8 protein-coding genes and 2 riboswitches are annotated in these 13,167 nt (G+C 46.7%); of the genes, 5 read left to right on the forward strand and 3 right to left on the reverse strand.

Features of this window, described 5'->3' with window-relative positions; translation table 11 throughout:
• Nucleotides 1-146: 146 nt before the first annotated feature.
• Both A4R26_RS04530 and A4R26_RS04535 read right to left on the reverse strand, forming a co-directional pair.
• On the reverse strand, nucleotides 147-542 hold the full coding sequence (locus tag A4R26_RS04530) for a hypothetical protein (RefSeq protein ID WP_081161180.1): 396 nt from the start codon (nucleotides 540-542) through the stop codon (nucleotides 147-149).
• Between the two features lie 56 nt (nucleotides 543-598).
• The gene (locus A4R26_RS04535) at nucleotides 599-2,107 is read right to left on the reverse strand and encodes a carboxypeptidase M32 (RefSeq protein ID WP_081161182.1); all 1,509 of its coding nucleotides are present in this window, start codon (nucleotides 2,105-2,107) and stop codon (nucleotides 599-601) included.
• A gap of 279 nt (nucleotides 2,108-2,386) precedes the next feature.
• Nucleotides 2,387-2,644, forward strand: a riboswitch (cobalamin riboswitch).
• A 116-nt stretch (nucleotides 2,645-2,760) separates the two neighbouring features.
• Here A4R26_RS04535 and A4R26_RS04540 point away from each other — a divergent pair.
• The 5 genes from A4R26_RS04540 (at nucleotide 2,761) to A4R26_RS04560 (ending at nucleotide 12,254) form a co-directional block, all read left to right on the forward strand.
• On the forward strand, nucleotides 2,761-3,732 hold the full coding sequence (locus A4R26_RS04540; protein WP_081161186.1) for a ribonucleoside-diphosphate reductase small subunit: 972 nt from the start codon (nucleotides 2,761-2,763) through the stop codon (nucleotides 3,730-3,732).
• Between the two features lie 94 nt (nucleotides 3,733-3,826).
• Nucleotides 3,827-6,199: a ribonucleoside-diphosphate reductase subunit alpha gene (locus A4R26_RS04545; RefSeq protein ID WP_081161192.1), complete on the forward strand. Its 2,373-nt coding sequence runs from the start codon at nucleotides 3,827-3,829 to the stop codon at nucleotides 6,197-6,199.
• A gap of 240 nt (nucleotides 6,200-6,439) precedes the next feature.
• A riboswitch (cobalamin riboswitch) is annotated at nucleotides 6,440-6,650 on the forward strand.
• Nucleotides 6,651-6,798: 148 nt separating this feature from the next.
• Complete coding sequence (metE, locus tag A4R26_RS04550; RefSeq protein ID WP_081161316.1) at nucleotides 6,799-9,114, forward strand: 5-methyltetrahydropteroyltriglutamate--homocysteine S-methyltransferase; 2,316 nt, start codon at nucleotides 6,799-6,801, stop codon at nucleotides 9,112-9,114.
• A gap of 156 nt (nucleotides 9,115-9,270) precedes the next feature.
• A complete protein-coding gene (locus tag A4R26_RS04555) occupies nucleotides 9,271-9,654 on the forward strand; it encodes an acyl-CoA thioesterase (protein ID WP_081161195.1) in 384 nt (127 codons plus the stop codon).
• Between the two features lie 122 nt (nucleotides 9,655-9,776).
• Nucleotides 9,777-12,254, forward strand: a complete 2,478-nt coding sequence (locus A4R26_RS04560; RefSeq protein ID WP_081161200.1) for a hypothetical protein — start codon at nucleotides 9,777-9,779, stop codon at nucleotides 12,252-12,254.
• 247 nt (nucleotides 12,255-12,501) lie between these two features.
• Here the strand turns inward: A4R26_RS04560 and A4R26_RS04565 are convergent, their stop codons facing one another.
• Nucleotides 12,502-13,044: a hypothetical protein gene (locus A4R26_RS04565; RefSeq protein WP_133054540.1), complete on the reverse strand. Its 543-nt coding sequence runs from the start codon at nucleotides 13,042-13,044 to the stop codon at nucleotides 12,502-12,504.
• Nucleotides 13,045-13,167: the final 123 nt, after the last annotated feature.

Below are 13,167 nucleotides of genomic sequence, written 5' to 3' on the forward strand. Positions count from 1 at the left end.
TGATGAATTAAATAGGATATTTAGGGTAGAAGCCTCTTCGAAGAATAAGGTGCCGGTTGACGGGAGGGGGTGATGCTAATTACCAGCAGTGTCAACTTATATTACGGTAATTATATAAGCTTCGTTGGGCTATAGCAATCCCGGTTTTACTTTTTACGTAACTTAAGTATTTTGATTCCATTGGCTGTCGTCATTTCCGCTTTAACATAATCCCAGTAACTGTCTTTGATCTTCCACAGCCCGTTTAGCTTTTTTAGCGGATCGCCCGCTGCCGGAAAATCCGAAAGTATGGTATAGTCATTGGTATTCGGCACCCAGGAACCATCGGTAGACGCGCTGCCAATAGAACCCGTTAAAGTTCCGTTTGAATTAAACTTAAACGAATAGCCAAGAAACTGGCCTGATTGATTTTGATCAGCTTCAAAGTACTGCTCCACGATCCATTCTCCATTGGTAATAGCATCCATTATCTGGTTCTGCACTTTTTTCTCAATGGCTTTTTTGCACGACACGGAGAATAACAGGGCAAGCAACCCTGTCATGATCAGAGGTTTTAGTTTATTCATACGATCAGACCACATTGGTTACAAATCTTATATTAAAATTTGTAAATATCTTTGTATTTGTCAAGTAAATAACCCGTAAAATATTCAATATTGAGGGTTTCCCCGCATATATCTTTGCACAACTCTTCGCTGGTGTAACGCCGTCCTTTTTTGTGTACTGCACTACGCAACCACTGTAATAATGGCGTTGTATTTCCTTCTTTTATAAGTCCATTTAAATTGGTAATCGACTGATTTGCAAAGTGATAGAATTGAGCGGCATAAAAACTTCCCAAACTGTAGGTTGGAAAATATCCAAAGCTGCCATGGCTCCAGTGCACATCCTGCAAACAGCCCTGTTTGTCGCCCGGTACTTTAACGCCCATTAACTGGCCATATTGCTCGTTCCAGTAGCCGGGGATGTCCTTTACGTTCATGGTGCCGCCTATCAGCAGCTTTTCCAGTTCGTACCTTATCATAATATGAAAATGATAGGTAAGCTCATCAGCCTCGGTACGTATAAGGGAAGGCTGTACTTTATTTATGCCTTTGTAGAATTGTTCAACGGTAACCTTACCCAGTTGCTGAGGGAAGTATTGCTGCAATACCGGTAACCAGCGTTCGCAAAAGGCCCGGCTGCGGCCTACATGGTTCTCCCACAGGCGCGACTGCGATTCATGAATTGTGTAAGAGGCCGGTTCGCCCAGCGGTAAACCATATTCGCTCAATGGCAGCCCCTGTTCATACAGGGCATGGCCTGCTTCATGAATACAGCTCCACACCATATTGCTCAGGTCATTTTCATCGATGCGGGTGGTAATGCGTACGTCCTGGCTGTTGAAATTGGTTGTGAAAGGATGCTCTGAAATATCCTGGCGGCCGGCGTCCATATCGTACCCCAGCTCTTTCACCACCTGTAAACCAAACTGCCATTGTTTGTCTTTATCAAAATGCTGTTGTAAAAAACTGTCATCGGCCGGCGGCAATGCGGCAATTTTACCCAGCAGCGTTTTCAACGGTTGCTGAATGGCAGAAAAAACGCCATCGAGCAACTGCACCGTGGCCCCTTTGTCATGATCATCGAGCAACGCATTATAGGGGTGTTGCGCGTAACCCAGCATATCGGCTTCCTGTTTTTTTAATTCGATCAGCCGTGCCAGGTCGTTAGAAAAAAGCGAGAAATCATTTGCTTTGCGCGCATCCATCCAGCTATGGAAACTTTTGTTCACCGCTTCGGCCAATGAACGCACGAAAGCGGAAGTGAATTTTTTCTGCTTGCTATAATCCTGCCATGTAAGTTCTACATTTCTTTTTTCTTCGGCCGACAATTTGTCGCTACTCAATAACTCCTGCAGCCGCGCGCCCAGTTTTTCATCGGTAAAATATTTATGGGCAATTTCCGAAAGGGTGGCGATCTGCTGACCCCTAACCGGAGCGCCTTTCGGCGGTAAATAGGTTTCCTGGTCCCACTGCAGTACCGCCGAAGCATAACGCAGATCGGCGATCGTTTGCATTTCCTTTACATATTCTTCGTATAATGATTTGCTGGCTGTATTTGTCATACCCGGTGTATTTAATGGTAATTACAGGCTGCGAAAGTCGGTAAATTATAGGGAAAACCCAATTAGTTACCGGTTACCGGCTGCCGGCTTGGATTTCAGGCGGCGCAAAGTCGGAAAAAATCTGAATTGCCGCGAGGCCATTCACGATTCGATTTACGATTGCCGTTTCCCGAACATGGCCCTTATTCAAATACATTTACACCTGATGATAAAACTATTAACACCTGTGAAAAACTGTTTTATTGATTATTTCACATGCGTACTACTTTCGTGTTGGTTCTTACAAATATTTGTGACGGTGCTGACTGAATGACATCTTTTCACATTCAGTTGGCTTAAAAGGGAACCGTGTGTAAATCACGGGCTGACGGGCAACTGTAAGTTGGGTGAATGGTAGGCATCAATTCACGGTTTATCCTATCCATTCACTATGCTGATACTACAATAACCACTGCCAGTAGCAGGTGAAAGCCACATTGGCGGGAAGGTGCGCAGCAATCAACAAGCCAGGAGACCTGCCGTAACGAAACTATGTTTGGAACTTTCCCGATAAGGTACCGGCAAATGATTGATGCTTCCCCTTCTTTCTACGTGAAGTCATTGGAGTTGTTATCTGTTGTCGTGCCGCATTATTAAACATTCTAACATCATTTATGCAGTACGAAAATGAAGTGTTGTTGCAGGAGAACAAAGACCGTTTTGTAATTCTTCCAATCAAATATCCACGCATCTGGGAAATGTATAAACAGCATGAGGCCAGTTTCTGGACCGCAGAAGAGATCGATCTCAGCGGCGACCTGAAAGACTGGGGTAACCTCAATGACGGCGAGCGTCATTTTATTTCCCATGTACTGGCATTCTTTGCCGCCAGCGATGGCATCGTGAACGAGAACCTGGCTGTGAACTTCATGAGCGAAGTACAGTTGCCCGAAGCGCGTTGTTTTTATGGTTTTCAGATCATGATGGAGAATATTCACTCCGAAACCTATGCATTGCTGATTGATACATACGTAAAAGATCCCAATGAAAAAGACAGGTTGTTCCACGCCATCGATACGGTACCTGCCGTAAAGAAAAAAGCAGAGTGGGCATTGCGCTGGATTGAACAGGGGAACTTCGCCGAACGTCTGGTAGCCTTTGCTGCAGTTGAAGGTATTTTCTTCAGCGGCAGCTTTTGCTCTATATTCTGGTTGAAGAAAAGAGGCCTTATGCCGGGGCTTACGTTCAGCAATGAACTTATCAGCCGCGACGAAGGTTTGCATTGCGAATTCGCCTGTTTGTTATACGGCATGCTGAACAGTAAATTATCGCAGGAGCAGGTGTATGATATTATCGGCGACGCCGTGCGCATTGAAAAAGAATTCATCACCGAAGCGCTGCCGGTTGATCTTATTGGTATGAATGCCCGGTTGATGCAACAGTATATTGAGTTCGTGGCCGACAGATGGTTGAGCGAACTGGGCTATCCCAAAATGTTCAACGCAGCCAATCCGTTCGACTTTATGGAAATGATCTCGCTGCAGGGCAAAACCAATTTCTTTGAAAAGCGCGTAGGCGATTACCGCAAGGCAGGTGTAAATACCAGCAAGGAATCGCAGCAGTTTTCGCTCGATGAAGACTTTTAGAGATTTATGATTTTGAGATTTAAGCGCAAATCTCCAAATCTCCAAATCCCTAAATCAAAAATTCAACTTGATAGCACAATAAAACCCCAATAGCATGAACGTAATAAAAAGGAATGGGAAAAAAGAAACGGTAAAATTCGATAAGATAACGGCGCGCATCCAGAAACTGTCGTACGGCCTGAGCCCGCTGGTTGATGTAATAGAAGTGACGAAAAAAGTGATAGAGGGTATCTATGATGGGGTTACTACCAGTGAACTGGATAGCCTGGCTGCAGAAACAGCGGCCTCATTGACAACCAAACATCCCGACTATGCCCTGCTGGCTTCACGCATAGCCGTAAGCAACCTGCATAAGAATGCCGAGAAATCGTTCTCGGCCACCATGCGCAAACTGTATAATTATACCGATTCAGCTACCGGCCGTAGAATGCCGCTGCTGGCCGATGATGTAATGGAGATCATAGAGGCCAATGCCGAGTTGCTCGACAGCTCTATCATCTATGACCGCGATTTCGGGTTCGATTATTTCGGGTTTAAAACTCTGGAGAAATCGTACCTGTTACGCATCGACGGAAAAGTGGCTGAACGTCCACAGCATATGTATATGCGGGTTGCTGTAGGCATCCATAAAGAAGATATTGCCAACGCCATCAGAACGTATAATTTAATGAGCGAGCGTTGGTTCACCCATGCCACGCCTACCTTGTTCAATGCCGGTACGCCAAAACCGCAAATGTCGTCGTGCTTCCTGCTCACCATGAAAGACGACAGCATCGATGGTATTTACGATACCCTTAAACAAACCGCCAAGATCTCGCAAAGCGCGGGTGGAATTGGTTTGTCAATTCATAATGTGCGCGCCACCGGTAGCTATATCGGCGGCACCAATGGTACCAGCAACGGCATCATACCCATGCTGCGCGTATTTAACGATACCGCCCGTTACGTTGACCAGGGCGGCGGCAAACGCAAAGGCGCTTTTGCCATTTACCTTGAACCCTGGCATGCCGACATAGAAGGGTTTCTCGATCTGCGCAAGAACCATGGTAAAGAAGAGTTGCGTGCCCGCGACCTGTTCTATGCCCTGTGGATAAGCGATCTGTTTATGAAACGCGTTGAGCAAAATGGCGACTGGAGCCTGTTCTGCCCTCATGAAGCGCCCGGTTTGGGCGATACGTTCGGCGATGAATTCGAAGCGCTGTACCATCGTTATGAGCAGGAAGGCCGCGCCCGCAAGGTGATCAAAGCGCAGGACCTGTGGTTTGCCATCCTTGAAGCGCAAATTGAAACCGGCACCCCTTACATGCTGTACAAAGACGCGGCCAACAGGAAGAGCAATCAGCAGAACCTCGGAACGATCAGAAGCAGTAACCTGTGTACAGAGATCCTGGAATACACCAGCCCCGATGAAGTAGCCGTTTGTAACCTGGCCTCACTGGCATTGCCCCGTTATGTAAATGATGGAAAATTCGATTTCGAAAAATTATACGAGGTTACGTACCATGTAACCCGCAACCTCAATCGCATTATAGATCATAACTATTATCCCATCGAGGAAGCAAAACGTTCGAACCTGCGCCATCGTCCAATAGGGCTGGGTGTGCAGGGGCTGGCCGACGTATTTATTCTGTTACGTTTGCCATTCGAAAGCGACCTGGCGAAGATGCTGAACAAAAACATCTTCGAAACCATCTACTTCGCGGCCATGACAGCCAGCAAGGATATGGCTATTGAACAGGGTGCGTATGAAACATTTGCCGGTTCCCCGTTATCGAAAGGCCAGTTCCAGTTCGATCTGTGGAATGTAGCCCCTTCAAACCGGTACAATTGGGATGCTTTACGCCAGGAAGTAATAAAACATGGCGTACGCAACTCATTGCTGGTAGCGCCCATGCCAACCGCTTCAACTTCACAGATCCTGGGCAATAACGAATGCTTCGAGCCATATACTTCTAATATATATGTGCGCAGGGTATTGAGCGGTGAGTTTATTATCGTAAACAAACACCTGCTGAAAGACCTGGTGCAACTGGGCCTTTGGAACGATACCATGAAGAATAAGATCATTGCGGCCAACGGTTCCATTCAGCACATCAATGAAATTCCCGCTGAGATCAAAGCGTTGTACAAAACCGTATGGGAAATAAAACAACGACATTTGATCGATATGGCAGCCGACCGCGGCGCTTTTATCTGTCAGTCGCAATCGCTGAACCTGTTTGTCGACAGTCCCACCGTTGCCAAACTTACCTCTATGCACTTCTATGCATGGAAACAGGGATTGAAAACCGGCATGTATTACCTGCGTACGCAGGCGGCGGCCCAGGCTGTACAATTCACGGTTGAAAAACAGGGCAGCCGTCAAATGGAGCCCGTTATGCCTAAAACAGCCGATGTAACAACAGACGACGGCCTCAATGGCGGCAGCTGCAGTATGGAAGACGGTTGCGTTACCTGCAGTGCTTAACAAAATAGTGGATTAAAATCCTATATACAATGTGTGAGCCTCCTTTGAACGGGAGGCTTTTTTTTTGTTTGTGGTTTATGGTTTGTTGTTTATGGTTGTTTAGGTTCAGTATTTCCTGTAAGTTTTTGGCCTCGCTATTGAATGCCTGAGTTTTGTAGGGAACAACAGGGTTAAAGAACAAAAAACTATAAACTATAAACCATAAACTTATTCCTTATCTTTGCCCTTCGAAGTTCTTTACTTTAACATTTGTTTTCAGGTTATTCCGGCCACAACCGGAGTATTAAAAAGGAACCGTGTGCAAATCACGGGCTGTCGCGCAACTGTATGTTGTAGTGAGTGGTCACAACCTCACATGCTGCATAACAAGCCACTATATCCGCCACAAGGTATGGGAAGGCTATGCAGTAATACAACAAGCCAGGATACTTGCCTGAAAACGGAGACGAATGCTTTCGCGGTCAAAAGCAGCAGTCAGGGACAGTTAAATCACCTCACTTTGTAACTGTTTCTCTCTAACACTTTTTCACGAAAGCATACACATTAAACGTAAAGACATTAATACTATTCATTAATGTTTCACAAAATGTTTTATGCGTATGCTAACACACAATCCTGGGTTCCCCCGTATTGGGGCACAACGCCAATTGAAAAAAGCCTGTGAACAGTACTGGGCGGGTACTATCAGCAGGACCGATCTGTTTCTCACCGCTAAAAAGATCAGGGAAGAGAACTGGTTATTGCAAAAACAGGCCGGTATTGATCTGATACCCTGTAATGACTTTGCGTTTTACGACCAGGTGCTCGATGCGTCGTTGCTGTTCGGCGCGGTACCATCACGCTATACACCTGTGGCAACAGACATCAAGGACAATACGGAGATCGATCTGTATTTTGCCATGGCCCGCGGGTATCAGCAAAACGGCCTCGATATAACGGCCATGGAAATGACCAAATGGTTCGATACCAATTACCATTACATTGTACCTGAGTTCACCGCTGCCCAGCAATTCCGTCTTATCTCCGATAAACTGTTCAACGAATTCAACGAATGTAAACGCGTAACGGGAACTACCCCAAAGCCCGTACTGATTGGGCCCGTAACCTATCTGTTGCTGGGTAAGGAAAAACAAAACGACAATGGCGAAAAGTTCGACCGGATCGACCTGTTGAAAAAACTAATGCCGGTTTATATCGATGTGCTGAAAAGGCTGGAAGATGCCGGCGCCGTATGGGTGCAGATAGATGAGCCCTTCCTGGTAACCGGTCTTACCGAAAAACAAAAAGAAGCGTATAGGTATGCCTTCAAAGAAATAAGGAACAAAACCAACCTGAAACTGTTGCTGGCAACTTATTTCGAGGGTTTGCACGAGAATACCGGTTTGGCCACCGGCCTGCCTGTTTGCGCCCTGCATCTCGACCTGGTACGTGCGCCGGAGCAGATTGATGATGTATTGAAAGCGATTCCACCCAAAATGTCTTTATCGCTGGGAGTGGTCGATGGCCGCAACATCTGGAAGAACGATTACAGCAGATCCCTTGCGCTGATTGAAAAGGCAAAGGCGGTTATTGGGGAAGACCGGATCATGCTGGCGCCTTCCTGCTCGTTACTGCATTCTCCCGTTGATCTCGACGGCGAAACGAATATCGATGCGGAGATCAAAAACTGGATGGCATTTGCCAAACAAAAACTGGGCGAGGTAAACGACCTGAAGCAGATAATGGCCGGTAACAATGAGTTGCTGAAAATAAATAAACAGGCTATTGAAAGCCGCCGTAATTCAACCCGCATTCATAAACAGGTAGTGAAAGACCGGGTTGCCGGTATTAAAGAGGCAGACGCAAAACGCAACAGTGAATTTCCGGTACGCCAGCGTATACAACAGTTGCGGTTCAATTTACCGCTGTTTCCCACTACAACCATTGGTTCCTTCCCGCAAACCGATGAGATCCGCCAGTTGCGCGCCAAACTCAAAAAAGGAGCGCTTACACAAAAGCAATACGAAGAAGATATCGAGGAAGCAACTGTTTCGGCCATCAGGGTGCAGGAAGAGATCGGGCTCGATGTATTGGTGCATGGGGAGTTCGAGCGCAACGATATGGTGGAATATTTTGGCGAACAGCTCGATGGTTTTCTTTTTACCAAAAATGGCTGGGTGCAGAGCTATGGCAGCCGTTGTGTAAAACCGCCGGTTATTGCAGGCGATGTGAGCAGGCCCGGCGATATGACGGTAAAGTGGAGCGTATTTGCGCAGGCCCAAACCAGTAAGTTGATGAAGGGAATGCTTACCGGGCCGGTTACCATTCTGCAATGGTCGTTCGTACGTGACGATCAGCCGCGCTGGCAAACCGCCTTCCAGATCGCCCTGGCCATTCGCGATGAAGTGGTGGCACTGGAAAAGGCCGGCATTAAAGTGATACAGATAGATGAACCTGCCATCCGCGAAGGATTGCCTTTAAGAAAAGCAGATGGGCCGGCATATCTCGAATGGGCGGTAAAGGCATTTCGTTTATCGGCCAGCGGGGTACGGGATGAAACGCAAATACATACGCATATGTGTTATAGCGAATTCAATGATATTATGGAGCACATTGCCCATATGGATGCCGATGTGATCACCATTGAAACAAGCCGTTCGCAAATGGAACTGCTCGAAGCGTTTGCAAAGTTCAAATACCCCAATGAGATCGGGCCCGGTGTTTATGACATTCATTCGCCACGGGTGCCAACGGTAGAAGAAATGGTGCAGTTGCTTGAAAAAGCGGCGGCCCTGTTACCGGTGCAAAACCTGTGGGTGAACCCTGACTGTGGTTTGAAAACCCGTCGCTGGACGGAAACCATTGCCGCACTGAAGAACATGGTGCAGGCAGCGGAGAAGGCGAGGGAGAAGGTTGAACAACCGGCCCTGGTTTAAGTATAGCTTTTTACGATACAGTTTCAGTTACCGGTTACCGGGTTCCTGATTACAAGGTGTGCCACAGTTACCCTTTCGCGGCCAACGAACCGTGGCACACCTCCGTTGTAACCGGTAACTATTTTATCATTCACATAACATACATAAAAGGTAAAAATGACGATAGAAGAGAAAATCAGTCAATCAGAAACGCGCATCTTTAAAGCGGTATTTCCCAACACTACGAATCACTACGATACCTTATTTGGCGGCACCGCCATGGCGTTGATGGATGAAGTGGCGTTCATTTGCGCTACCCGTTTTGCCCGGAAAAGAATGGTAACGGTATCATCCGATAAGATCGATTTCACCCGGCCCATTCCCGCAGGAACGATCATTGAACTCATCGGCAGGGTAATACATACCGGCAGAACCAGTGTTCGGGTGCTGGTGGAAATATATATAGAAGAAATGTATTCTTTCGACCGGGAAAAAGCGATCAGCGGCAGTTTTACGCTGGTGGCAGTGGATGATAATAAACGTCCTGTGCCTATTTTATAGCAGGGTTTCGGGGTTGCAGATCAAAAAATGCCAATATGAAGGTTTCTTTAACAATTCATAGACAAAATTTTATCAATTTTAAGCTATGAAAGCCATTAATTTGTTAAAAGTTAAATTGCCCCATGAATTGCACCCGATTATATAGATCCCTGATTGCTTTGGCTTTGATCTTTACCGGTTTAGGAGCCGGCTATGCTCAACAGATCGATTCAATGGTGAATGTGTACGGAGAAAAATATCCGCAGGAGAAAATATATGTACACTTCGACAAACCTGCTTACAATACAGGTGAAACCATCTGGTTCAAATCGTATTTATTTGCCGGCATCATGCCATCGCCCATCAGCAGGAATTTTTATGCTGAGATCCTCGACCAGTCGGGCAAAGTATTGCAACAAAAGGTATTGCCGATCTATGAAGGTTCATCTGCCGGCCATTTTGATCTGCCGGCCAATTTACCGCCCACTATCGTTTTCAGGGCCTATACCAGTTGGATGCTGAATTTCGATACTACTTTTCTTTTCAGTAAAACCATTCGCATATTAAATAAAACGGTACCGGTAGCGCCGCCGGGCGCTACTGCTGCCAAACAACCGGCAGGAAGCAAACAGGGCGGAGCCGCGGCCGGCAGCATTCCCGCAGCGGTTTCATTGCGTTTCTTCCCGGAAGGCGGCGATCTGGTAACCGGTATTGAATCGGTAGTTGCAGTAAAGATTACCGATCTGTATGGTTTGCCGGTAAATGCAGAAGGCGTAATCAAAGATGCTTCAGGCGCTGCCGCAGCCGTCTTTACCACTACACACGATGGCATGGGCCGGTTTACTATTGAGCCAAAAGCCGGTAAAACCTATTATGCCGAATGGACCGATGAAAAAAAGCAAACCCATAAAACGCCATTGCCCGTAGCCAAAGCAACAGGAGTTGTATTGCAGTGCGCACCTACCGGCAACCGGCAGGCGTTTATCATAAAACGTTCGCAGGAGTCGCCAGAGAATTTAAAGACCTTGTACCTGCTGGGTTATTTCAATTCGCAGGTGGTATATAAAGCGCGGTTGAACCTGGCGCAAAACTTTATGGTAAGCGGGTCAATACCGCTCGAAGGAATTCCTACCGGCATCATGCAAATGACACTGTTCGATGCCAACTGGAATCCGCTGGCCGAACGGATAAGTTTTGTGAACAAGGAAGATTATTTCTTTACCACCAAAGTGGTGCCGGTTGCCAAGAGCACCGAGCGAAGAGCTAAGAATACACTGGTGATCGATGTGCCCGATACGCTGAAAACAAACCTGAGCATTGCCATTACCGATGCAGGGTTGACAAAGGCCGATCCCGATGCCGATAACATTGTATCGCATTTGTTGTTGAGCGGCGATCTGCGTGGCTATATACATAATCCTTATTATTACTTTACCGGTAACGATGATACCGTTCGCGCCCACCTCGACCTGGTTATGCTTACCAATGGCTGGCGCAGGTTCAAATGGGATGAACTGGCTGCCGGTAAACTGCCTGTCATAAAATTCCCGCGTGAGAACTACCTTGCGCTCAATGCTACCTTAACCGGCGTATTACCGAGCCAGGTGCCGAAGAATACGCAGATCAATGTTTTTCTGCAGGCAAAGGATTCTTCGCGGCAGTTGTTCTTCCTGGCAATAGATTCAACCGGGAAGTTTAAACAGGACGGACTGGTGTTCTTTGATACGGTATCGGTCTTTTACCAGTTCAATAACAGCAAGCACCTCGCCAATAAAGCCATTGTTAACTTTACCAATGGTACGCTAAAGGCCCCTGCCATTATTAAACCCGATACTGCCTGGCGCGTGCCCATGCCACTTGATACGAGCCTGCTGAACAGGGGTAAATATTTTGCGAGTGAAGCGGAACGGTTGAAGCCTGAACTGGAGAAGAAAGTAAAAGTGCTGGAAACCGTTACGGTAAAGGCCAGGCAAAAGACGAAACAGCAGCAGATGGACGAGCGGTATACCAGTGGTTTGTTCTCGGGCGGCGATGCCACTACCTTCGATCTTACCGACGATGTGTCGGCCATGGGCGCCATGAACATCTTCAGTTATCTGCAGGGCCGGGTGGCTGGCTTGCAGATCAATACCGGTGGCGGCGGATCGCAGTTGCAATGGCGCGGGGCCACACCTTCCCTGTTCCTGAACGAAATGCCGGTTGATGTAAGTGCCATCGAGAACATACCGGTCACTGATATTGCGTATGTAAAAGCATTCCGTCCGCCATTCTTTGGCGCAATGGGTGGCGGCGCCGGCGGCGCAATTGCCATCTACACGAAGAAAGGGGGAGATGTTAGTTCTTCAACGACCAATGTGGGCGGCCTCGATAAAAGCAGGCTTACCGGATATGCGTTGCCAAAGGAATTCTATTCACCCGATTACAGCAGGGAATCGGCACAGAACGAGCTGCCCGATATCCGCACCACCATTTATTGGGCGCCCTACCTGTTAACCGATAAGAACAATCATAAAATAACGCTGAACTTCTATAATAACGATGTGTCGAAACGTTTACGCATCATTCTCGAAGGAATGAACGAAGACGGTCAGCTGACGAGAGTGGAGAAGATTATTGATTAAAGTTATTTCTTTGTAGAGTTATTGAGGCCCCATATTCATTGGGGCTTTTTTGTTTTTATGGAAAGGCATAAAGGCAACGAGGCAAACAGGCAACGAGTGTAAAGGCAAAAGGCCCGATAAAAATTATATTTACGTTTAATATAATGCTTTGGGCTTGCATGTTAATCAATACGATAACTGCAATTCTGTATTCCTCGTTGCCTTGCTGCCTTTATGCCTTGTTGCCTGCTTTCTTGGTATGACAGACTTAATTTTTAAGTATAGTGATCGTCTTATTCGGGTCATGCCCTTTGATCGACGTAGAATCAGCCGGCGGCTCGGGTAGTTTATAGTTGTACGTTACCACAAAACGGGAGTAGATCTTCATCATGGGCGACTTAAATTGAAATCCATCGCCTTTATCGGGGATGACGGTGCCCGTAAGCATCAGCGTATCGCCATTCTGCGGTTCAATTTCAAGGTTAATGGTATACGACACTTTGGGATCGGGCTTTTTCAATTCAAGATCATAAAAAGAATGATTGCCATAAGCGAGGAAGAGGGTGAGGTTCGACCAGGCTTTGTTCATGGTATCTTCAGATACACCATTCAGCACCTGTTTCAACGGCGTTGAATCCGACTGCATCCACACACTATCGAGGTGCATCACTTCTTTGGGATCATCGGCAAGGTAAACTTTCATTTTACTGATAATTGAATCGGGTGTATTCTTGAACACGATGGTATCGTGACTGGCCGCTTTTGGTTTACGAGAAAACCAAAAGTACATACCGGTACCGGCAGCGACCATGATCAATAAGATTATCCAGGTTCCCCGCATAGTTAAGTAGTAGTTGGTGACAATAATTCATTAAAGTAACAATAACCTTGCAATTAGCATGCCTTGATGTCATAATTATATTTTGATAACACG

Source organism: Niastella populi (assembly GCF_002078015.1).
Taxonomy (GTDB): domain Bacteria; phylum Bacteroidota; class Bacteroidia; order Chitinophagales; family Chitinophagaceae; genus Niastella; species Niastella populi.

Excerpts from the sequence above, each read along its gene's own strand:
- A4R26_RS04530 (WP_081161180.1), bottom strand. The coding sequence starts at position 542 with ATGACAGGGTTGCTTGCCCTGTTATTCTCCGTGTCGTGCAAAAAAGCC.
- A4R26_RS04535 (WP_081161182.1), bottom strand. The coding sequence starts at position 2,107 with ATGACAAATACAGCCAGCAAATCATTATACGAAGAATATGTAAAGGAA.
- A4R26_RS04540 (WP_081161186.1), top strand. The coding sequence starts at position 2,761 with ATGCAGTACGAAAATGAAGTGTTGTTGCAGGAGAACAAAGACCGTTTT.
- A4R26_RS04545 (WP_081161192.1), top strand. The coding sequence starts at position 3,827 with ATGAACGTAATAAAAAGGAATGGGAAAAAAGAAACGGTAAAATTCGAT.
- metE (WP_081161316.1), top strand. The coding sequence starts at position 6,799 with ATGCTAACACACAATCCTGGGTTCCCCCGTATTGGGGCACAACGCCAA.
- A4R26_RS04555 (WP_081161195.1), top strand. The coding sequence starts at position 9,271 with ATGACGATAGAAGAGAAAATCAGTCAATCAGAAACGCGCATCTTTAAA.
- A4R26_RS04560 (WP_081161200.1), top strand. The coding sequence starts at position 9,777 with ATGAATTGCACCCGATTATATAGATCCCTGATTGCTTTGGCTTTGATC.
- A4R26_RS04565 (WP_133054540.1), bottom strand. The coding sequence starts at position 13,044 with ATGGTCGCTGCCGGTACCGGTATGTACTTTTGGTTTTCTCGTAAACCA.